Annotated in this window: 19 protein-coding genes; 7 read left to right on the plus strand and 12 right to left on the minus strand. The window is 73.6% G+C overall.

What is annotated here, in order from left to right:
* Nucleotides 1–14: 14 nt before the first annotated feature.
* On the minus strand, nucleotides 15–263 hold the full coding sequence (locus BJF86_RS15840) for a WhiB family transcriptional regulator (protein ID WP_010148753.1): 249 nt from the start codon (nucleotides 261–263) through the stop codon (nucleotides 15–17).
* A gap of 324 nt (nucleotides 264–587) precedes the next feature.
* Here BJF86_RS15840 and BJF86_RS15845 point away from each other — a divergent pair, with 324 nt between their 5' ends.
* Nucleotides 588–1,793, plus strand: a complete 1,206-nt coding sequence (locus tag BJF86_RS15845; RefSeq protein ID WP_075820356.1) for an amidohydrolase — start codon at nucleotides 588–590, stop codon at nucleotides 1,791–1,793.
* Between the two features lie 48 nt (nucleotides 1,794–1,841).
* Here BJF86_RS15845 and BJF86_RS15850 read toward each other — a convergent pair whose 3' ends face one another.
* From BJF86_RS15850 to BJF86_RS15870, 5 genes are all read right to left on the minus strand, one after another.
* The gene (locus BJF86_RS15850; RefSeq protein WP_075820358.1) at nucleotides 1,842–2,639 is read right to left on the minus strand and encodes a (2Fe-2S)-binding protein; all 798 of its coding nucleotides are present in this window, start codon (nucleotides 2,637–2,639) and stop codon (nucleotides 1,842–1,844) included.
* Between the two features lie 10 nt (nucleotides 2,640–2,649).
* Nucleotides 2,650–5,340, minus strand: a complete 2,691-nt coding sequence (gene ppdK / locus BJF86_RS15855) for a pyruvate, phosphate dikinase (protein ID WP_075820361.1) — start codon at nucleotides 5,338–5,340, stop codon at nucleotides 2,650–2,652.
* Nucleotides 5,341–5,404: 64 nt separating this feature from the next.
* A complete protein-coding gene (locus tag BJF86_RS15860; protein WP_075820363.1) occupies nucleotides 5,405–6,259 on the minus strand; it encodes a pyruvate, water dikinase regulatory protein in 855 nt (284 codons plus the stop codon).
* Nucleotides 6,260–6,281: 22 nt separating this feature from the next.
* Nucleotides 6,282–6,539, minus strand: a complete 258-nt coding sequence (locus BJF86_RS15865) for a hypothetical protein (RefSeq protein ID WP_075820365.1) — start codon at nucleotides 6,537–6,539, stop codon at nucleotides 6,282–6,284.
* A 45-nt stretch (nucleotides 6,540–6,584) separates the two neighbouring features.
* A complete protein-coding gene (locus BJF86_RS15870; protein ID WP_075820367.1) occupies nucleotides 6,585–6,932 on the minus strand; it encodes a DUF4282 domain-containing protein in 348 nt (115 codons plus the stop codon).
* Nucleotides 6,933–6,995: 63 nt separating this feature from the next.
* On the opposite strand from BJF86_RS15870, the gene miaA reads away from it, so the two are divergent.
* Entirely contained in the window at nucleotides 6,996–7,919 is a 924-nt protein-coding gene (gene miaA, locus BJF86_RS15875) for a tRNA (adenosine(37)-N6)-dimethylallyltransferase MiaA (RefSeq protein ID WP_075820369.1), read from the plus strand.
* A 9-nt stretch (nucleotides 7,920–7,928) separates the two neighbouring features.
* Here the strand turns inward: miaA and BJF86_RS15880 are convergent, their stop codons facing one another.
* The gene (locus BJF86_RS15880) at nucleotides 7,929–8,552 is read right to left on the minus strand and encodes a class I SAM-dependent methyltransferase (protein ID WP_022924146.1); all 624 of its coding nucleotides are present in this window, start codon (nucleotides 8,550–8,552) and stop codon (nucleotides 7,929–7,931) included.
* Nucleotides 8,553–8,575: 23 nt separating this feature from the next.
* On the opposite strand from BJF86_RS15880, the gene BJF86_RS15885 reads away from it, so the two are divergent.
* Both BJF86_RS15885 and hflX read left to right on the plus strand, forming a co-directional pair.
* On the plus strand, nucleotides 8,576–8,758 hold the full coding sequence (locus BJF86_RS15885; protein WP_075820370.1) for a hypothetical protein: 183 nt from the start codon (nucleotides 8,576–8,578) through the stop codon (nucleotides 8,756–8,758).
* 130 nt (nucleotides 8,759–8,888) lie between these two features.
* Nucleotides 8,889–10,403: a GTPase HflX gene (gene hflX, locus BJF86_RS15890; protein ID WP_075820372.1), complete on the plus strand. Its 1,515-nt coding sequence runs from the start codon at nucleotides 8,889–8,891 to the stop codon at nucleotides 10,401–10,403.
* Between the two features lie 109 nt (nucleotides 10,404–10,512).
* On the opposite strand, the gene BJF86_RS15895 is transcribed toward hflX, so the two are convergent.
* Genes BJF86_RS15895 through BJF86_RS15905 form a run of 3 tightly spaced genes read right to left on the minus strand, consistent with a single transcriptional unit; the run spans nucleotide 10,513 to nucleotide 12,577 of the window.
* Nucleotides 10,513–10,911: a histidine phosphatase family protein gene (locus BJF86_RS15895; RefSeq protein ID WP_075820374.1), complete on the minus strand. Its 399-nt coding sequence runs from the start codon at nucleotides 10,909–10,911 to the stop codon at nucleotides 10,513–10,515.
* A complete protein-coding gene (locus BJF86_RS15900; RefSeq protein ID WP_075820376.1) occupies nucleotides 10,908–11,828 on the minus strand; it encodes an FAD-dependent oxidoreductase in 921 nt (306 codons plus the stop codon). The genes BJF86_RS15895 and BJF86_RS15900 overlap by 4 nt, the downstream gene beginning before the upstream one ends.
* A gap of 59 nt (nucleotides 11,829–11,887) precedes the next feature.
* Nucleotides 11,888–12,577: an SDR family NAD(P)-dependent oxidoreductase gene (locus BJF86_RS15905; RefSeq protein WP_075820378.1), complete on the minus strand. Its 690-nt coding sequence runs from the start codon at nucleotides 12,575–12,577 to the stop codon at nucleotides 11,888–11,890.
* A gap of 90 nt (nucleotides 12,578–12,667) precedes the next feature.
* Here BJF86_RS15905 and BJF86_RS15910 point away from each other — a divergent pair, with 90 nt between their 5' ends.
* Nucleotides 12,668–15,346 carry an MGH1-like glycoside hydrolase domain-containing protein gene (locus BJF86_RS15910; protein WP_083653241.1) on the plus strand — a complete coding sequence of 893 codons (2,679 nt, stop codon included), beginning with the start codon at nucleotides 12,668–12,670 and terminating at the stop codon, nucleotides 15,344–15,346.
* 10 nt (nucleotides 15,347–15,356) lie between these two features.
* Here the strand turns inward: BJF86_RS15910 and BJF86_RS15915 are convergent, their stop codons facing one another.
* Together BJF86_RS15915 and BJF86_RS15920 are read right to left on the minus strand one after the other, a co-directional pair.
* Complete coding sequence (locus BJF86_RS15915) at nucleotides 15,357–16,826, minus strand: PQQ-binding-like beta-propeller repeat protein (RefSeq protein WP_075820380.1); 1,470 nt, start codon at nucleotides 16,824–16,826, stop codon at nucleotides 15,357–15,359.
* A 79-nt stretch (nucleotides 16,827–16,905) separates the two neighbouring features.
* Complete coding sequence (locus BJF86_RS15920; RefSeq protein WP_075820382.1) at nucleotides 16,906–17,508, minus strand: DinB family protein; 603 nt, start codon at nucleotides 17,506–17,508, stop codon at nucleotides 16,906–16,908.
* Nucleotides 17,509–17,589: 81 nt separating this feature from the next.
* Between BJF86_RS15920 and fdhD the strand changes: the two genes are divergently transcribed.
* Entirely contained in the window at nucleotides 17,590–18,438 is an 849-nt protein-coding gene (fdhD, locus tag BJF86_RS15925) for a formate dehydrogenase accessory sulfurtransferase FdhD (protein ID WP_075820384.1), read from the plus strand.
* 202 nt (nucleotides 18,439–18,640) lie between these two features.
* On the plus strand, nucleotides 18,641–20,863 hold the full coding sequence (locus tag BJF86_RS15930) for an ATP-dependent DNA helicase (RefSeq protein WP_075820456.1): 2,223 nt from the start codon (nucleotides 18,641–18,643) through the stop codon (nucleotides 20,861–20,863).
* Nucleotides 20,864–20,933 lie beyond the last annotated feature (70 nt).

Genomic DNA, 20,933 nt, shown 5'->3' on the forward strand with positions numbered 1-20,933 from the left:
AGGGGGGCGGCGCCTCAGCTGGCGCGGCGGGCGCGTGCCTTGCGTCGCTTGAGGGCGCGGCGCTCGTCCTCGGAGAGCCCTCCCCACACGCCGGCGTCCTGGCCGGTCTCGAGCGCCCACTTCAGGCAGGTGTCGATCACCGGGCAGGTGCGGCAGACGGCCTTGGCCTCCTCGATCTGCTGCAGCGCCGGGCCGGTGTTGCCGATCGGGAAGAAGAGCTCGGGGTCTTCCTCGAGGCACGCCGCGCGGTTGCGCCAGTCCATCAGTGTCTGCTCCTTGGTCGGTGCCCCGGTCGGGGCGGGTCGTCGTGGTCGTCGCCCGCAACCGGATCAGCGGTGCACACCGGGCGGCGACGACACCTCGTTGTCCGTCTTCGAGAGCGGTGCCAGGTCGGGGGTCGGCACCGCGGTCACTGCCTGTGCCAACGCCGGGGCCAAGGTCAGTGTTCCCATCCTCCCATCGCGACACGCCGTAGCACAAGGGTCAACTCGCGCCACCTGGCCGGTCCGGGTGAGGCGTCAATCACACTCGAGACCTCCTGCGTAGGGTGGGTCGGACGTCATCCACCGAGCAGAGGAGTCCCTGTCGTGAGCAGCAGCAGCCCGAGCCTGGCCGTCGTCGGCGCCCGCGTCGTCCCCGTCGAGGGCGAGGTGATCGAGGACGGGACGGTGCTCGTGCGCGAGGGCCGCATCGCGGCGGTCGGTCCGCGCACGGAGGTGGACGTCCCCGACGGCGTCGAGGTCGTCGACGCCGCCGGTGGGTGGCTCCTGCCCGGCCTCATCGACGCGCACGTCCACCTCGGCGTCTGGGAGGAGGGCGAGGGCTGGGCCGGCGTCGACGGCAACGAGGCGACCGACCCGGTCATGGCCGCGGCGCGGGCCATCGATGCCATCAACCCGCGGGAGCAGGGCTTCGACGACGCGCTCGGAGCCGGGGTCACGACGGTCAACGTCAACCCCGGTTCGGCCAACCCCATCGGGGGTCAGGCGGTGGCGCTCAAGACCTACGGTCGCTACGTCGACGAGATGGTGCTCCGCAACCCCTCGGGCGTCAAGGCAGCCCTGGGGGAGAACCCGAAGCGGGTCTACGGCGACCAGCAGAAGACGCCGTCGACCCGGCTCGGTGTCGCGCTGGTGCTGCGCAAGGCCTTCGCCGCCGCCCGCAGCTACCAGGCCAGGCAGGCCGCGTCGGAGACCCCGGTCGACACGGACCTGGTCAGCGAGATCCTGGTGCAGGTGCTCGAGCGCGAGATCCCCTGGCGTCAGCACTGCCACCGCGCCGACGACATCGCGACGGCGATCCGGCTCTCCGAGGAGTTCGGCTACCGCCTGGTGCTGGACCACGGGACTGAGGCCTATCTGCTCGCCGACGTCGTCGCCGAGCACGACATCCCGGTCCTCTACGGCCCGATGATCGTGAGCCGGTCCAAGGTCGAGGTCCGGAACCGCACCCCGCGGGCCCCGGGCATCCTGGACCGGGCCGGCGTGGCGGTCTCGATCATCACCGACCACCCGGTCGTGCCGATCGATCACCTCATCACCCAGGTCGCCCTGGCCGTGCGCGAGGGGATGGACCGTGACGCCGCTCTGCGCTCGGTCACCATCAACCCGGCGCGGGTGCTCGGGGTCGAGGAGCGGGTCGGCTCGCTGGCGGTCGGCAAGGACGCGGACCTGGCGTGGTGGTCGGGGGACCCGCTGGACCTCCAGTCCCGCGTGCTGCGCACCTGGATCGACGGCGTCGAGGTCTACACCTACGACCAGGAAGCGGGCACGGGCAGCGTCCGGCCCCGCTGAGGGCCCCGCCGGGGTCGACCCACGGGAGCCCCTCGACGTGGACTCGACTCAGTGGCCCGGCGTCACCAGGTCGGGGCGGCGCTCGGCGCGCACGCAGTCGGGGCAGAGCCCATGGCCCGGCAGCCGGTCGAACAGGCAGCAGCCGCGGCGCAGGAAGGCCTCCTCGGGCTGCTGCATGGCCCCGCCGGTGCCCTCGGGCAGCCCGGCCCGCTCGACCACGCGTCCCCCGGGCGCGAGCCCGGGGTGCCCCAGCAGCGCCCGCGCCAGCGCCCAGGCGGAGGTGGCGGCAGCCGGTCGCAGGGCGCTGAGCACCCGGGCCGCCCCGACCAGGCTCGACGCCGAGTTGGACCGCAGCACCTGCGCCGACACCCGCCCCACCCGGGCGCAGCCGGCGTCGAGCGCGGCCAGGCCGTCCTCCAGCACGACCTCACCCACGACGCGCGTCGCCTCGTCGGTGCCGCGGACGGCATACCCCCGGTCCGGGTCCCTCAGCCCGAGCGGGACGGGTCCGCGGTGCCCGGGACTCGCCACGAGGTTCTCGGCGGCCAGGTCGGGGACCCAGTCGTGCAGCACGGCGCCGGCCATCGTCACCGACCACAGTCGGGAGGCGAGGCCGACCTGCAGCGCCGACATCGCGACCTTGGGATCGACGTCCTCCAGAGGTGCGCCGCTGGAGGCGGCGATCGCCGCCCGCACGTCCGCGGCGCGTGCCGCCAGCCGCTCGTGGCTGAGCACCTCCACCCAGGGCAGGGCGTCCCCGTGCTCCCCGGCCGGGTCGGCGAGGGCGAAGAAGCCGCCGAGGTCCTGCAGGCTCGGCAGCAGCCCGGCCGGGGCCGTCGCGGGCATACGGTCGTCCTCAGCCGTCGGTGCGCACCTCGGCGCCCTCCCGCTGGCTCAGCACGGCGCGGGCGGCCGAGAAGCGCGCGATGGGCACGCGGTAGGGCGAGCAGGAGACGTAGCTGAGACCGAGCTCCTCGAAGAGTCCGATCGAGGCCGGGTCGCCGCCGTGCTCGCCGCAGACGCCGAGCTTGAGCTCGGGCCTGGTGCTGCGGCCGCGCTCGGCGCCGATCCGGACCAGCCCGCCGACGCCGTCCCGGTCGATCGACTCGAACGGGTTGTGGGGGATGACCTCGTCGCGCACGTAGGCGCCGAGGAAGCCGCCCTCGGCGTCGTCCCGGGAGATGCCGATGCCGGTCTGCGTGAGGTCGTTGGTGCCGAAGGAGAAGAAGTCGGCGTGCTCGGCGATCTGGTCGGCGACCACGGCGGCCCGCGGCAGCTCGATCATCGTGCCGACGGTGACGTCCAGCTGGGCGCCGGCGCCCTCCTGCTCCTCGGCGACCGCGCGCTCGACCACCTCGCGCTGGGCCTTCAGCTCGGCGGCGTAGGCGACGAGCGGGATCATGATCTCCACGTCGGCCGTCTCGCCCTCGCGCTCGCGCACGGCCAGGGCGGCGCGCACGATGGCGCGGGTCTGCATCTCCGGGATCTCGGGGTAGAGCATGGCGAGCCGACAGCCTCGGGTGCCCAGCATGGGGTTCTGCTCGTGGAGCCTCTTGACCTGGGCGAGCAGCGTCCGGGCGGAGGCCAGCTCCTCGGCGTCGCCGTCGGTGAGTTCGAGCCGCTGGACGAGCAGCGACTGCTCGACGAGGTCGGGGAGGAACTCGTGCAGCGGCGGGTCGAGCAGGCGCACCGTCACCGGCAGCCCCGTCATCGCCGTGAAGATCGCCTCGAAGTCCTCCTGCTGCATCGGCAGGATCTCCTCCAGGGCCGCGGCCCGCTCCTCCTCGGTGTCGGCGAGGATCATCCGCCGGACGGCCGGCAGCCGGTCGCTGGCCATGAACATGTGCTCGGTGCGGCACAGCCCGATGCCCTGCGCGCCGAGCTCGCGGGCCTTCGCCGCGTCCTCGCCGGTGTCGGCGTTGGCGCGAACCCCGAGCCGGCGCACCTCGTCGGCCCAGGTGACGATCGCCTCGAAGTCCTCGTTGATCTGCGGCGGCACCAGCTCCAGCGCCTCGCCGTAGACCTCGCCGGTGGAGCCGTCCAGCGTGATCTGGTCGCCCTCGGAGAAGGTCCGGTCGCCGACGGTCAGCGTCTTGTCGGCCGTGTTGATGCGGATGCCGCTCGCGCCGGCGACGCAGGGCTTGCCCATGCCGCGGGCGACGACGGCGGCGTGCGAGGTCATCCCGCCGTGGGCGGTGAGGACGCCCTGGGCGACGATGACGCCGTGGATGTCGTCCGGCGTCGTCTCGTAGCGCACGAGGACGACCGGGTCGCCGGCGCCGCCGCGCTGCGCCGCGGTGTCGGCGTCGAAGACGATCTCGCCGACGGCCGCGCCGGGAGAGGCGGGCAGGCCCTTGACCAGCGGTTCCTTGCCGTGCTCGGGGTCGATGGCCGGGTGGAGCAGCTGGTCCAGCTGGCTCGGCTCGACCCGCTCCAGCGCCTCCTCCTGGGTCAGCACGCCCTCGGAGACCATGTCGCGCGCGACGCGCAGGGCCGCCGCGGCGGTGCGCTTGCCGTTGCGGGTCTGCAGCAGGTAGAGCGTGCCGTCCTCGACGGTGAACTCGATGTCCTGCATGTCCTTGTAGTGCGCCTCGAGGTCGCGCATGGTCTGCAGCAGCTGCTCGTAGGCCTCGGGCAGCACCTGCTCCATCTCGGCCAGCGACTTGGGCGTGCGGATGCCGGCGACGACGTCCTCGCCCTGGGCGTTGAGCAGGAACTCGCCGTAGAGCTCCTTGCCGCCGGTGGAGGGGTTGCGGGTGAAGCACACGCCGGTGGCCGAGGTGTCGCCACGGTTGCCGAAGACCATCTGCATGACGTTGACCGCGGTGCCGAGGTCGTCGGGGATGTCGTTGGCGCGCCGGTAGACGCGGGCCCGCGGGGTGTCCCACGAGTCGAAGACAGCGGAGATCGCGCCCTTGAGCTGGTCGCGGGGGTCGGTCGGCAGGTCCCGGCCGAGCTCGCGGCGGGAGACGTCCTTGAACGTCTCGACGAGCTCGCGCAGGTCCTCGACGGTCAGCTCGGTGTCCTGCTCCACACCGCGGCGCGACTTCAGCGCGGTGAGCTCGTCCTCGTAGGCGTGCGGGGCGACCCCCTCGACGACCTCGCCGTACATCTGCAGGAAGCGGCGGTAGGAGTCCCAGGCGAAGCGGGGGTTGTCGGCCTCGGCGGCGAGCGCCTCGACCGTGTCGTCGCCGATCCCGAGGTTGAGGATGGTGTCCATCATCCCGGGCATCGAGACGACGGCACCGGAGCGGACCGACAGGAGCAGCGGGTTGCGTCCCTCGGCGTCACCGCCGAGCGAGCGGCCGGTGCGCTCCTCCAGCCGCTCCAGCGAGGACAGCACGTCCTCCCAGAGGTTCTCGGGCCACTCGCCGCCGGACTCCATCGTGGCGATGCAGGCGGCGGTGCTCACGGTGAAGCCGTCCGGGACAGGTATGCCCAGCCGCTTCATCTCCGCCAGGTTGGCGCCCTTGCCGCCGAGGAGGGAGCGCATCTGCGCGTTGCCCTCGGACATGTCGTAGAGGTAGGTCTGTTCCTGTCCGGCCATCGTCGATCGGTCTCCTCGCGGTCTCGGCGGGGCCGCGCTGCCCCGGAGCTTGGTGTCTCGGAGCCTACCGCCCTCCGCGCCCCCCGCCGGAGGCAGCCTGCCGGCGACGCTGCACCACCTCGATGACGCGCCCCGCCGCCTCCTCCAGCGCCAGGTCGGTGGTCTCGATCACCGGGCAGCCCAGGCTGCGCTGGAGCTGGGCGACCTGGTCCAGCTCGTCGAAGATCTTCACCAGGTCGGTGTAGCCGTCGCGGTGGCCCTGGGTGCTGCCCATGGCCCGCACCCGGCGGCCCCGGATCTGCTGCAGCCGCTCGGGGTCGAGGGTGAGCCCGACGATCTTCCACCGCTGGACGTCGAAGAGCTGCTCGGGCGGGGCGATCCCCGGGACGAGAGGGATGTTGGCGGTGCGGTAGCCGAGGTAGCCGAGATACATCGACAGGGGTGTCTTGCCGGTGCGGCTCACCCCGATGAGGACGATGTCGGCCTCGCGCAGGTGGTTGGAGAGGTTGCCGTCGTCGTTGGCGATGGAGAACTCCATCGCCGCGACCCGCTTGAAGTAGTCCTCGCCGACGCCCACGGGACGCACCACCCGCTCCGGGTCCTGCCCGGTGACCGCGCTGAGCGCCGTCACGGCGGGCTCGAGCAGGTCGGCGTGCGGCACCCCCTGCTCCTCGCAGAGCTGGGTCACCCGCAGCCGCAGGGCCTCGTCGACGACGGTGGAGAAGACGACGGTGCGCACCTGGTCCGGACGCATGCGGGCGAAGGAGTCGTGCAGCCCGTCCAACGACGTCTGCCGCGGGTGGCGCACGATGCGGATGTCGTGCTCGTGGTACTGCGCGGCGGCGGCGCGGGCCACGCGGGCGGCGGTGTCGCCGGTGGAGTCGGCGATGATGTGCAGCTCGATCGGGGGGCGCGCCATGGGCCGAGGGTATGCCGTCGGCTCAGACCGGCTCGTTGCGGTCGCCCGGGGCGGGCTCGGTCGCGATCCCCTCGACGTCGCCGGCGAGCGCTGGGCCGGCCACCGGGTCGGCCGCCGACTCGGGCTCCTCGCCGGGCGGCTGGGCGTCGGCGAGGTCCCCCTGGTCCTGGTGCTCGTCCTCGACGGGCACGCTGGCCTGCGTGTCCTCGTCGGAGCCGAAGCTGCTGCCGACGAAGGTGCCCTGCTCGGGTCCTTGCGCATCCCTCGGGTGCTGGCTCATGACGCCAGCCTGCACCGCGCCGGACCCGGCGGCAACCGGGGCGGGTCAGAGGCGACCGCGGTGGTGCACGTCCTCCGAGAGTCGGATCACCGCGTAGTACAGCTCCAGGCTCATCCGCACGAAGGCGAGGTAGACCAGGCCGATGACTGGTGAGGCGAGCAGCGTCAGCAGGCCGATGAGCGTCGAGGTGCCACCCTGGAACATCGTCGTCAACCCGCCGATGGCGAGCACGACGGTGAAGAGGGCGACCAGCACGGTGGCGATGACGTAGACGATCTTGACGATGCTGGGGGTGACGAAGGTGTCGAAGTTGAAGTCGAAGAGGGCTCTGAGCCCGCCGTCGGTGCGGGGACGGTCGGGCTGAGGGTGCGAGGAGGGCTGCTCGGAGGTCATGGAGGCAGGCTACGGGGACCGGCCCGGCCGGGCCAGTGGCGATCCGGTGCCAGACTGCTCCTCATGCAGCAGCGGGAGCCGGCCGACCACCCCGTCGTGGCTGTGGTCGGCCCCACCGCGACGGGCAAGTCCGACCTCGGGGTGCGGCTCGCGCTGGCCCTCAGCGGGGAGGTCGTGGGGGCCGACGCCTCGCAGCTCTACCGGGGGATGGACCTCGGCACCGCCAAGCTCACCGTGCCCGACCGGCAGGGGGTGCGGCACCACCAGCTCGACGTGCTGGACGTGCGCGAGGAGGCGAGCGTGGCGGCATACCAGCGGGCGGCGCGGACCGACCTCGCGGCGATCCGGGCCCGCGGGCGGGTCCCGGTCGTCGTCGGGGGGTCCGGGCTCTACGTCCGGGCGCTGCTCGACCGGCTGGACATCCCGCCGACCGACCCCCGGGTGCGCGCGGCCTGGGAGGCCGAGCTGGAGGCGAGGGGCGCCGAGGAACTGCACGCAGAGCTGGCGCGCCGCGACCCCGCGGCCGCCGCCCGGATCGAGCCGCGCAACGGCCGCCGGGTGGTGCGGGCGCTGGAGGTGATCGAGCTCACCGGGCGACCGTTCAGCGCCACCCTGCCGACGCGCGAGCTGGTCGAGCCGACGGTGATTCTCGGGCTGCGGGCGGACCGGGACGTCCTGGACGCGAGGATCGCGCGCCGCGCGGCGCGGATGTGGGAGGACGGGCTGCTCAAGGAGGTGCGCGGTCTCGAGCGGGAGGGGCTGCGGGAGGGGCGGACCGCCTCGCGGGCGGTGGGGTATGCCCAGGCGCTGCGCCAGCTCGACGGCGAGCTCGGAGAGGCCGAGGCGGTCGAGGACACCGCGGCCGCGACCCGCCGGCTGGCCCGCCGGCAGCAGTCGTGGTTCGGCCCCGACCCGAGGGTGACGTGGCTCGAGCACGACGCGCCGGACCTGCTCGACCGGGCGCTCGCGGTGGTCGCCGCCGGGTGAGATGGCGGGTCAGGCGCGGGCGACGCGCAGCACCCGGAAGCCCTTGCTGCTCGCCTCCCGGGTGACCTGCACCGGGCCCATCGCCGGAGGGAGGCTGGTCTGCAGCCAGGTCTGCAGCGAGTCGGCGCCGAGGTTCTTCTGGACGACGAGGTAGGCCGCCGCGTCGTCGTGCTCGGCGAGCCGGGGCAGCCAGGTGAGCAGCAACTCGTGCAGCGCCTGCTTGCCGACCCGGATCGGGGGGTTGGACCAGATGAGGTCGAGGCGGGTCTGCGGGTCGACGTCGTCGGGGCGGTCGACCCGGACCTCGCCGCAGTCGAGGGAGGCGGCGTTACGCCGGGCGAGGTCGAGGGCCCGCTCGTTGACGTCCACGGCGTGCACCCGGGCGTCGGGCGACTCCAGCGCCAGGGTGAGGGCGAGCGGCCCCCAGCCGCAGCCGAGGTCGAGGAAGGTGCCGGCGGCCGGCGGGGCGGGCGCCTGGTCGAGCAGCACGCGGGTGCCCTTGTCGATCCCGTCGGGGGAGAAGATGCCGGCGGCCGTCACCACCTCGACGTCGCGGCCCGCCAGGCGGGTCCGCACGTGCCGCAGGCCGTCGTCGGAGGCCGGCTGGGCGGAGAAGTAGTGGTCGGTCGGCATCGCGGCCAGTCTCCCACCCCGGCGTGCGGATCGGTGGGGCGCTCTTCCGGACGGCCACGGTGCAGGAGGCACGGGCGATCGCCTCGCGCCACCGGAGCGGTGACGCCCTGGAGGCCTATCTGCAGTTCGCCGCGGACCATCTCGGGGAGGAGGAACGCTTCACCTTCCGGCCGACGCGCTACCGCTTCGCGGACCTGACGAGGTGACCCCGTGAGGCGCGGGCAACAAATCTCTGGCTCCTGGCGTTGCACCAGTGAGAGGCTGCGGTGAGACTACCCAGCCGGGACGTGAGCCGGGGCGCGGGCATACCTGCGAGCACCGGACCAGAAGGAGATCATGGCTCAGCCGCACGACGACACCACCGCCCAGCGCCGCCAGCTGCTCGGGCGCCGCGCCGAGGCGCTCGGCGAGGACAGCGACATCGACCTGCGGGAGGTGGACTGGGGGTCCTGGGGGGAGGAGACCGCGCGGGACGGCGACCAGCTCGACCGCGAGGAGCGCGCCGCGCTGCGCCGGGTCGCCGGGCTGTCCACCGAGCTCGAGGACGTCACCGAGGTCGAGTACCGCCAGCTGCGGCTGGAACGCGTCGTGCTCGCCTCCGTCTGGGAGGACAACGGGCAGACCACGCTGGCCGACGCGGAGAACTCGCTGCGCGAGCTCGCGGCCCTCGCCGAGACCGCGGGGTCGACCGTCCTCGAGGGCGTGATCCAGCGGCGGCAGAAGCCGGACCCGGCGACCTACCTCGGGAGCGGCAAGGCCGCCGAGCTGCGGGAGATCGTCGCCGCCGAGGGCGCCGACACCGTGGTGTGCGACGGCGAGCTCGGTCCGTCCCAGCGGCGCGCGCTGGAGGACGTCGTCAAGGTCAAGGTCATCGACCGGACCGCTCTGATCCTGGACATCTTCGCCCAGCACGCCAAGAGCAAGGAGGGGCGTGCCCAGGTCGAGCTGGCGCAGCTGCAGTACCTCCTGCCGCGGCTGCGCGGGTGGGGTGACTCGATGTCACGGCAGGCCGGTGGTCGGGTCGCCGGCGGTGAGGGCATCGGCTCCCGCGGCCCCGGTGAGACCAAGATCGAGCTGGACCGGCGCCGCATCAACACCCGCATCGCCAAGCTGCGTCGCGAGATCACCGGCATGAAGACGGTGCGCGACACCAAGCGCTCCTCCCGCCGCACCAACAAGGTGCCCAGCGTCGCGATCGTCGGCTACACCAACGCCGGCAAGTCCTCGCTGCTCAACCGGCTCACCGGGGCGGGCGTGCTGGTGCAGAATCAGCTCTTCGCCACGCTGGACCCGACTGTCCGGCGCACCGAGAGCGAGGAGGGCCGGGCCTACACGCTCTCCGACACCGTCGGCTTCGTGAAGCGGCTGCCGCACCAGCTGGTCGAGGCCTTCCGCTCCACGCTGGAGGAGGCGGCCGACGCCGACGTGCTCCTGCACGTCGTCGACGGCGCGCACCCGGACCCGGAGGGCCAGGTCGACGCGGTGCACGCCGTGCTCGCCGAGATCGACGAGGGTGCCGCCCTGAAGATCCCCGAGGTCGTGGCGGTCAACAAGGCCGACCTCGCGGACCCCGAGGTGCTCGACCGGCTGCGGCGGGCCTACCCGCGGGTGGTCGTCGTCTCGGCGAAGACCGGTGACGGGGTGCAGGAGCTGCTGGAGGCGGTCGAGGCGGCGCTGCCGCGCCCGGAGATCCTCGTCGACGTCCTGCTGCCCTACGACCGAGGCGACCTCGTCGCCCGGCTCTACGACGAGGGCGAGATCCTGCGCGAGGAGCACACCGCCGAGGGCACCCGGGTCGAGGCCAAGGTCGACCCCGACCTGCACGGGCAGCTCGGCGCCTACGCCGTCTGAGCTCCGTCTCGGGAGTGACCACGGGACAGCAGGACCGTCATCGGGACGTTCGCCGATCCAGGTTGTGCTATCCCGACGTCGGTCCGGGATCGGCGGCGGGCAGCGGGACTCACACGGTGCCGGTATGCCGCCAGCCGTCGCCGTCGCGCTCCAGGACCACGCCCGCACCGGGGGCCAGCTCGGCGGCGAGGCCCGGCCATTCCAGCGCCGCCAACGTCGCCAGGATCGCGCCGCCGTGGCTCACCACCACGACCGTCTCGCCCCGGTGCCGGTCCGCCAGGTCCTCGAGCACCTCTCGCGCGATGCACGACCCGGCGGGGGCGCCCGTCCCCTCCGCCCACCGTGTGCCGGCGACCCCGAGCTCCACCGCGAGACGCTCCGCGATCGCAGCGGCAGCCGGGTCCGCGCCGCTGTAGACGTGCAGCACCCGTTCTCGGGACAGAGCGCCGACCAGGACATCGGCATCGTGATGGATCACGATCCGGGCGGGGCACTGCAGGTCGCTCATCCGGCGAGCTCCACGACCTCGGCGGCACAGCCCCAGCTGAGGGTCACGCCGGCGCCGCCGTGGCCGTAGCAGTGGATGACGTCACCCACCCGCTCGACCCGCACCTGCGGGCGCACCGGTCGCAGGCCGACGGCGTGCCGCAGCACCCGCGCCCCGGCGAGGGCGGGCACCAGCGCGGCGGCCCGCGCGAGGATGTCCTCGGCGGTGGCGGGATCGGGCTCGCGGTCCCGCTCGCCGGGCTGGTCGGTGCCGCCCAGCACGATGTCGTCGCGGCGGGGGACGACGTAGGTCGGGCCGCCGGGCGCACCCGGGTCGAGCCACCACTGCTCCAGCCCCACCTGCTCGACGACCACCACCTGGCCGCGGACCGGTGACAGGGTCGGGTCGGCGCCGAGCCGCTCGGCGCCGAGCCCGGAGGCGTTGACGACCACGTCGACGCCCTCGTCCTCGCTCTCGGGCAGCCGGTCCAGGTAGGCCCGGGTCAGGGTGCCGCCGAGCTCCTCCAGACGCGCCGCCAGCAGTCTCAGGTGCGTCCCCATCTCCGCCACGGGCGCCGTGAACCGCCAGCCACCGGCATACCCGGGCACGTCGGTGACGTGGGTGAGGTCGGGGACCGCGTCGGCCCACCACGGGTCGGGCTGCGGCGTGCGGAGCAGCTCGGTGCCGACGCGCATCGCCACGCCGGTCGTCGGGTCGTGCGCCAGGTCGGCGAGGACGTCGTAGGTCGTCGCGGACCAGGCGGTGACCCGGTCCTGCGGGAGCGCGCGGTAGGGGTACCAGAGGGCGGCGGCCACCGCGGAGGTCGTGGCCGGCGGCGGGTCGGCGGCCACGACGTCGACCCGGTGACCGGCCTCCAGCAGCCGGATGGCGCAGGTCAGCCCGAGCACCCCGGCCCCGACCACCAGCACCGCTCGCATCGGCGCAGTGTGGCACAGCCCGACCGGGCCGGGCGGGGGAGCGGGAGGGCTGGGGCTGGTCAGCCGCCGAAGTCGTCCGAGGCGACCTCGGAGTCGTCCTCGGCGATCGCGCGCACCACCCGCCGGGCGACCTCGTCCGGCTCGAGCCCGTCGGGCAGCTTCGGTGCCTCGCCGTGGATGGCGCGGTCGACCAGCCCGGTCTCGGTGTGCGGCGGCCGCACGTCGATGACCCGCACCTTCGCGCGCCGCAGCTCGGTCGCCAGCGCTCGGTCGAGGGCGGTGAGCGCGCCCTTGCTCGCGGAGTAGGCGCCCATGCCGGCCATCGGCCGCTCGGCGAGGATGGCACTGAGGTTGACGACGAAGCCCTGCGACTCCTGGACCAGCGGCAGCAGTCGGCGCAGCAGGAAGGCGGGGCCGATGACGTTGGTGGCGAAGACCTCCTCGATCACCTCGTCGGGGGTGTCGACGAGCGCGCCGAAGGCGGCCACGCCGGCGGCGTTGACGACGCCGTCGAGCCCACCGAGGTGCTCCTGGGCGGCCTCGGCCACCTGGTCGCCCGCGCCGGCGTCCACCAGGTCGGCCACCACCACGGGGGCCTCCAGGCCGGTGTCGCGGAGCCGTTGCTCGTCGCGGCCCACGAGCAGCGGGCGGGCACCGTGGTCGGCGAGGTGCTGGGCGATGCGTGAGCCGAGGGCGCCGCTGGCACCCACGACGGCGACGCGCTGGCCGGAGAGGTCACGTGCAGGCATACCTCTACGCTAGACGCGCGGGCGTGGGCCGTCCTGCCGGGGCCTCACCGTGTGGGCTGCCGACGGCGCGCGTGTGGCACGCTGGCGGCCGTGAGCACCGCTGAGCACGACCGCCTCGCCGACTCCGACGACTCGCGCGCCGCCTGGCGGCACTGGGGCCCCTACGTCTCGGCCCGACAGTGGGGGACGGTCCGGGAGGACTACTCCGCCGACGGCAACGCCTGGGCCTCCTTCCCCTTCGACCACGCCCACCTGCGCGCCTACCGCTGGGGCGAGGACGGTCTGGCCGGCCTCTGCGACCTGGACGGCTACCTCAACCTCGGGCTCGCGGTCTGGAACGGTCGCGACGACCGGCTCAAAGAGCGGCTCTTCGGGCTGACCAACCCTCAGGGCAACCACGGAGAGGACGTCAAGGAGTACTGGTGGGCCCTCGAGGGCACCCCCACGCACTCGTACGCCTCCTGGCTCTACCGCTACCCCCAGGCGGCCTTCCCCTACGAGGAGCTGGTGCGGGTCAACGGCGAGCGCGGTGTCGGGGACGAGGAGTACGAGCTCGCGGACACCGGGGTGCTCGACGAGGACCGCTTCTTCGACGTCCAGGTCACGCACGCCAAGGCCAGCCCAAGCGACCTGTGCGTCGAGATCACCGCGACCAACCACGGGCCGGATCCCGCTGAGCTGCACCTGGTCCCGCAGCTGTGGTTCCGCAACACGTGGAGCTGGGGGCTCGACGAACGTCGTCCGCGACTGTGGGCCGGCGACCCGCGCGAGGGGTATGACGTCGCGATCGTCGGCGAGCACCACGAGCTGGGTCGGGTGCGGCTCTCGGGGTCGGCGGGCCCGGGCGCCGAGGGTGCGCAGGCCCGACTTCTCTTCTGCGACAACGAGACCAACGTGGCCGCGCTCTACGGCGAGGGCGCCGTCCGGGAGGGGACGACGGCCTACCCCAAGGACGCGATCAACCGGGCCGTCGTCCACGGGCAGGCCGACGCCACCAACCCGGACCAGGAGGGCACCAAGGCGGCCCTGTGGTGGGCCTTTGAGCAGGTTGCGCCGGGTGCGAGCGTGACGGTCCGGCTACGGCTGACCGATCTGGACGGGGAGCCTTCTCCCGCAGCGGGATTCGAGGACGTCCTCGCCGCTCGCCGCCGGGAGTGCGACGCGTTCTACGCCGCGGTGATCCCCGCCGGCACCAGCGAGGAAGACACCCTGATCGCGCGCCGCGCCTTCGCGGGGCTGCAGTGGGGCAAGCAGCTCTACCTCTACGACCTGCGTCGCTGGATCGAGGGAGACCCGGCGCAGCCGCCGCCCCCACCGCAGCGGCATACCCGACAGTCCGGCCGCAACACCCGTTGGCGGCACGTCAACCTCGCCGAGGTTATCTCGATGCCGGACGAGTGGGAGTACCCCTGGTTCGCCACCTGGGACCTCGCCTTCCACTGCGTCGCCCTCGCCCACGTCGACCCGTTCTTCGCCAAGTGGCAGCTGCTGCTCATGTGCCGCGAGTGGGTGATGCACCCCAACGGTCAGCTGGCGGCCTACGAGTGGAACTTCTCCGACGTGAACCCGCCCGTGCACCCCTGGGCCGCGTGGCAGGTCTACAGCATCGACGGCGGGCGGGACCGCGACTTCCTGCAGCGGATCGTGCTCAAGATGCTGCTCAACTTCCCGTGGTGGGTGAACCGCAAGGACTCCGAGGGCTCCAACGTCTTCGAGGGCGGGTTCCTCGGGATGGACAACGTCGGGCTCTTCGACCGCAGCGAGGAGCTGCCCGGCGGGCAGCGGCTGGAGCAGGCGGACGCGACGGCGTGGATGGGGATGTTCTGCCTCAAGATGCTGCGCATGTCGGCCGAGCTGGCCCGCCACGACAACGCGTGGGACGAGGTGTCGACGAAGTTCCTCGTGCACTTCCTGTCGATCGCCGAGGCGCTGGACGACTTCGGCACCCACCACACCTCGTTGTGGGACGCAGACGACGGCTTCTTCCACGACGTGCTCGTCGGCGAGGACGGCACGGCGCACCGGATGCCGGTGCGCTCGATGGTCGGGCTGCTGCCGCTCACCGGGATCTCGATCGTCCCGAACTGGGTGGCGACCGAGCTGCCGGACCTCACCGACTTCTTCCAGGGATGGACCGAGCGGCGCCCCGAGCTCGCCGACGCGCTCATCCACACCAACCACCGCGGGTATGCGCTGCGCACCCTGTCGCTCATCTCCCGGGACCAGTGGCAGGCGCTGCTGGCGCCGCTGCTCGACGAGGGCGAGTTCCTCGGGCCGCACGGGATCCGCTCGCTGTCCGCGGCGCACCGCGACGGGGTCGAGGTCGACATCGCGGGGCACCACCTGTCGCTGCGCTACGTGCCCGGCGAGTCCGACTCGGGGATGTTCGGCGGCAACTCCAACTGGCGCGGACCGGTCTGGCTGCCGGTCAACGCGCTGCTGCTGGACGCCCTACGGATCTACGGCCGCGGTGCCGGGGCCGGGGTCGAGGTGGAGTACCCCACCGGGTCCGGGCGCCGGATGGGGATGGAGCAGGTCGCGCACCAGGTCGAGGAGCGGCTGGTCTCGCTCTTCCGCCCCGGGCCGGACGGGCGGCGGCCCAGTACGCCGCGGCACCACCCGACCGGGCCGTTGTGGGACGTCCACCCGACCTTCAGCGAGTACTTCCACGGCGACGACGGTCGCGGCCTCGGTGCCTCGCACCAGACCGGCTGGACCGCGCTCGTGGCGCACTTCATCTGCGCGCCGGACGGCATACCGAACCGCTGACGCGTGGCGCTCAGGGCGAGCGGTAGGCGGTGACGGAGCGGTCCTGGGAGACGACCCGCAGCTCGGTGCCGCCCACCTCCACCTCGGCGCCGACGTGCCCGGCCAGCGGCCAGGTGACGGTGTCCGAGCCGTCGGCCGTGCTGGGGTCGACGACGCCCACGCGGCTGACGCTGCGGCGCTCGCCGTGGGTCAGCACGTCGACCGACCCGGCGCCGTCGTCCCAGGTGACCAGGTCCTGCGGCGCCGGGCTCGCCTCGCCGGTCTCCAGGTCCACGACGAGCGCGTCCTCGCCGGTGCCGACCACCGCGGTGCCCTCGGTCCCGGGGAGCACGACGGGGCGCCAGCCGTCGACCTGTCCCTCCGCGTCACCCAGCGGGAGCTGCCAGAGCGTCGTGCCCGAGCGCGGGTCCAGGCGGACGAGCTCCACGTCGAGGTCCTCCGCCTCCACGTCGCCGTCCCCGGCCACCACGGTGCCGGACTTCCACCGGCACGCGAGCAGCGGCTCGTCCGCCGGCTCGCGGTCCGGCACGGCGATGTCGCAGAAGGCGTCCGTGCTCTCCTCCTTCCAGACGAGGGTCCCGTCGGCGGGATCGAGGGCGAAGGCGGCGTAGTCGGTCACGTCGATGGTCACGGTGTCGCCGGACCACGCGTCGCGGGTGCCCACCGAGGCCACGATCAGCTCCTCGTCGAGGACGTCCTGGAAGGTCCATCCCGTGTTGGTCGAGGCCCCTTGGGCGATCACCTCGCCCAGGTCGAGGTCCCACAGCAGCTCACCGTCCACCACCCGGCCGATGTGCTGCCCGGTCTCGCGGGCCATCCCGAGCGAGCCGATGTCCTGCCAGCCGGGGAGGCCCTCGGCGGGGGCGTCCTGGAGCGTGCCGTCGTCGGTCAGCCGGACGTCCACGGACGGGCCGCCGCGGTAGACCTGGGCACACACGCGGTCCTCGTCCGCGGCGCACCGCTCCGGCAGGTCGGCGAACTCCTGCGGGTCGGTCTGCACGACCACGTCACCGGACTCGGGGTCACGGACCTCGAGTCGTGCGAGGCGTGACGAGCCACCCTCGGCCGGGCTGAGCAGGACCACCTGCCCGTCGACGACCTGCACGCGCGCCCCGACTCCGGTGACGGCCGAGGACATCGTCGCCGGGGCCCGCCAGCGGACCTCCCCGTCGGCCGCGCTGACCGCGACGAGCTGCATCGCCTCGGCGACGAAGGCGTAGTAGAGCACCGTCGAGCCCTCCACCACCGGTGCGGACATCGGCTGCGTGACGATCTGCCACTGCTGCTCGGCGGGCTCGGCCACGGGTGGGCCGGAGGTGGTCGTGGCGGCGGGGTCGTCGGGGGCGCGCGAGGTCGACGCCGCGTCGTCGCGGGTCGGCCCGGTGGAGGTGGTGGCGTCGGTCTCGCCGGGGCTGCCGGTGCAGGCGGCGAGCACGACGGCGAGCAGGGCTGCTGCGGTCAGTGGCGTGCGGTTCCCCATGGCGACAGCCCAGCACAGGTCGGGCGCCGGTCGCAGAAGTTGTCCACAGGGTCGGCATACCTGCGGGCGAGGAGGTGGCTCAGGCGTCCGGGGTGCCGAAGCGGTCGGCGGCGGCCTGGACCCGTGCGACGTGGGCCGCCCAGTCGGTCTCGAGGTCGAGGTTGAGCACGTCGGGGCGCATCCCGATCCGGCCGTCCAGCCCCTCCCGGAGGATGTCGAGCTGGCCCGCGTGCCGGTGCGTCTCGGTGGTGAGGTGCAGCAGCACCGTGTGCAGCGTGGGGCGGTCCCGGTCCGGCCCCCACCAGGGGACGTGCCCGGTCGCGTCCAGGGCGGTCTGCTCCACCGTCTCGTCCGACCACCGCGCCGCGCGCCGGTAGAGCGCCAGCGTCTCCGCGAGGCTCAGGTCGGGTGAGGCGACCAGGTCGGCGTCGGGGTCCGTGGCCGGGTCCTCGAGGTCCCACGGCGGTGCCTCGGGGAAGGTCCGGCCGAAGCACTCGCCCAGGTAGCCGCAGTCCACCCAGGTCAGGTGCGTGACGAGGCCGAGCATGCTCGTCCCGGTCGGCGTGAGGGGACGGCGGGCGTCGTGCTCGTCCAGCCCCTCGACCTTCCACAGCACGCTCTCGCGGGCGGCGCGCAGGTAGCGCAGCATCGTGGCCTTGGGGTCCTGCGTCGCGGGGTCCATGGGTCGGACGGTAGCGGCGGACCGGCCGACCGGCCACGGGTTTGTGCGGTGAGCGGCGGCGCGGACCGCTAGCGTGGAGCCATGGCGAGGGTCACCCAGCGCAGGCGCGTGCGGCGGCTGCGCGCGGACGGGACGCAGCGCGACCGGGCCGACGTCGTGGCGGGGGAGGAGCCGCTGGAGATCCGGGTCGGGGGCCGGTCGTTCTCGGTGACGATGCGCACCCCCGGTGACGACTTCGACCTCGCCGTGGGCTTCCTGCACGGCGAGGGGGTCGTGGGGTCCTGGGCGGACGTCGCCCAGATCGACTACCGCTCGGGCATCGGCGCCGACGGGCTGCGGGACTACAACGTCGTCGACGTGCAGCTCGCCGCGGGCGTCGCGCCGCCGGACCCGTCCCTCGAGCGGCACGTCTACACCTCGTCCTCGTGCGGCGTGTGCGGCACCGCCTCGATCGAGTCGGTGCGCCGCACCGGGGCGCACGACCTCGGCGAGGACGCGGCGGTATACCCGCTGCCGGAGGTGCTCGCGCTGCCGGACCGGCTGCGGGCGGCGCAGGCGGTCTTCGACCGGACGGGCGGTGTCCACGCGGCCGGGCTGTTCCTCCGCAGCGAGGACGGCGCGCTCGACCTGGCCTGCCTGCGCGAGGACGTCGGGCGGCACAACGCCGTCGACAAGGTCGTGGGGTGGGCCCTGCGCGACCGGGGTATGCCGCTGCGCGGCGCGGTCCTGCAGGTGTCCGGACGGGCGTCCTTCGAGCTGGTGCAGAAGGCGGCGCTGGCCGGCATACCGATGCTGTCGGCGGTCTCCGCCCCCTCCTCGCTCGCCGTCGAGCTCGCCGAGGAGACCGGGATGACCCTCGTCGGCTTCAACCGCGGGGAAAGCCTCAACGTCTACACCGGCGGTGAGCGCGTCCTGGCCGTCGGGGCCTGAGCAGGGCGGGGGCAGGCGAGGGCAGCTCCGTGGGCCCCCGCACCCCAGTTGAGCAGAGAAGGGTGCCCGAGACAGGTGCAGCAACCCCTGCGCCGAGCGTGCTTCTCTGCTCAGGCGCCGTTGGCAGGGGCCCGACCGGGGCGCTCGGCCGAGCCTGTGGACGGTGGCGGCGGGCGTGGGCGCCACGGCATACCCTGGCTCCATGCCCGCGACCGACGACCTCGAGGACCTGATCCGGGCGGCCGTCGGGGGCGTCGGCGGCAGCGACCGACCGGGACAGCTGCAGATGGCGAGGGCGGTCGAGCGCGCGGTCGAGCGGGAGGAGCACCTGCTCGTCCAGGCCGGCACCGGCACCGGCAAGTCGCTGGCCTACCTCGTGCCCGCCATCGCGCACGCGGTGCGGACCGGCAAGCCGGCCGTGATCGCCACCGCCACGCTCGCGCTGCAGGCGCAGATCGTCGACCGGGACCTGCCCCGGATCGCGGAGGCCCTCGAGCCGCTGCTCGGGCGACGGCCGACGTTCGGGCTGGTCAAGGGCCGCTCCAACTACCTGTGCCAGCACAAGCTCGTCGGCGGCTTCCCGGACGACGACGAGGACGCGCTGCTCGCGATGGGCCAGGTGGACCGGGAGCGGTCCCGGCTCGGCGACGAGGTGACCCGGCTGCGTGAATGGTCGGAGGTCACCGAGTCCGGCGACCGGGACGAGCTGGTGCCGGGCGTGACCAACCGGGCGTGGCGGCAGGTGTCGGTGACCGCTCACGAGTGCCTCGGCAGCCGCTGCCCGGTGGTCGCCGAGTGCTTCGTCGAGCGCTCCCGGGCGGCTGCCGCCGAGGTGGACGTCATCGTCACCAACCACAGCTTCATGGCGATCGATGCCTTCGAGGGGCGGTTCATGCTGCCCGAGCACGACCTGCTCGTCATCGACGAGGCGCACGAGCTGACCGACCGGGTCACCTCGACGATCACCGACGAGCTCGCCTCCTCCACCGTGTCGGCGGCGGCCAGACGGGCCGGCAAGAACGACGCCGCCGAGCGGCTGGCCGAGACCGCCGAGCTGCTCGAGGCCGCTCTCGCCGACACGCCCGAGGGCACGCTGGGCCAGCTGCCCGAGCGGCTGGTCACCGCGCTGCAGCTCGTCCGCGACGCCGCCCGCGCGACCCTGACCGAGCTGAAGCCGGAGAAGGGTGCCGAGCCGGACGGCGGCACCCAGGTCGCGCTCGCGGCGGTGCAGGACGTCTTCGACACCAGCGAGCGGGTGCTCGGCGAGGCCGAGCTCGACGTCGTGTGGATCAGCCACGACCAGCGGCGGGGGAGCGTGCTGCGGGTCGCACCGATGAGCGTGGCGATGATGGTGCGCGACAAGATCTTCGACGAGCGCACCGTGGTCCTCACCTCGGCCACCCTGGAGCTCGGGGGCACCTTCGACGCCGTCGCCGGGACCATCGGGCTGCGGGGAGTGGGCGCGCCGGCGTGGGAGGGGCTCGACGTCGGCTCCCCGTTCGACTACCCCCAGCAGGCGATCGCGTACGTCGCCCAGCACCTCCCGCCGCCGGGCCGGGACGGCGCGGGCACCGTCGTCTTCGACGAGATCGAGGCGCTCGTGCGCGCGGCCGGCGGGCGCACGCTGGGGCTCTTCAGCTCCCGGCGCGCGGCCGAGGCCGCGGCGGAGGAGATGCGGGGCCGGCTCGCGGACACCGACATCACGGTGCGCTGCCAGGGCGAGGACCAGCTGCCGACGCTGGTGCGCGAGTTCGCCGGTGAGGCGAGCACCTGCCTGTTCGGGACGCTCTCGCTGTGGCAGGGGGTCGACGTGCCCGGGTCGGCCTGCCAGCTCGTCATCGTCGACCGCATCCCGTTCCCCCGCCCCGACGACCCGCTGACCTCGGCGCGCACCGAGGCCATCGGTCGGATGGGCGGCAACGGCTTTATGGCGGTCTCCGCCACGCACGCGGCGCTGCGCCTGGCCCAGGGGGCCGGCCGGCTCATCCGGCGGGGCGACGACCGTGGGGTCGTCGCCTTCCTCGACTCGCGGATGATGACCGCGCGGTATGCCGGTTTCCTCCAGCGCTCGCTGCCGCCGTTCTGGCCCACCACCGACACCAAGCTGGTCCTGGGTGCGCTGCGGCGGCTCGACGAGACGGCGCCCGAGCCGGTCCCGGTGGCCGAGCCCGGCGCACGGGGCCTGGGTGGGGCGCCGCTGGTGGGGAGCAGTGCTGCGGTGCCGGTCGCACGCTCCCCGAGGACGGCCGTGACCGGTGGGCATGCGTGGAGCACCGAGCAGGACGAGGAGCTGCGCGACGGCGTGGACTCGGGCGTCGAGCTGCTCGAGCTCGCCGAGCACCTCGGGCTGGCCCCGGACCAGGTGGCCGCGCGCCTCAACCAGCTCGGGCTGGAGCTGGAGGGTGCGGACGCCGGCAGCCGCTGATCGGTCCTCCCGCCGAAGGATCGGAAGGACCCCCGTCACTGGTGGCCCTCCGGCGGGAAGACCGGGTCTG

The organism is Serinicoccus sp. CNJ-927, from assembly GCF_001942435.1.
Lineage (GTDB): Bacteria > Actinomycetota > Actinomycetes > Actinomycetales > Dermatophilaceae > Ornithinicoccus > Ornithinicoccus marinus.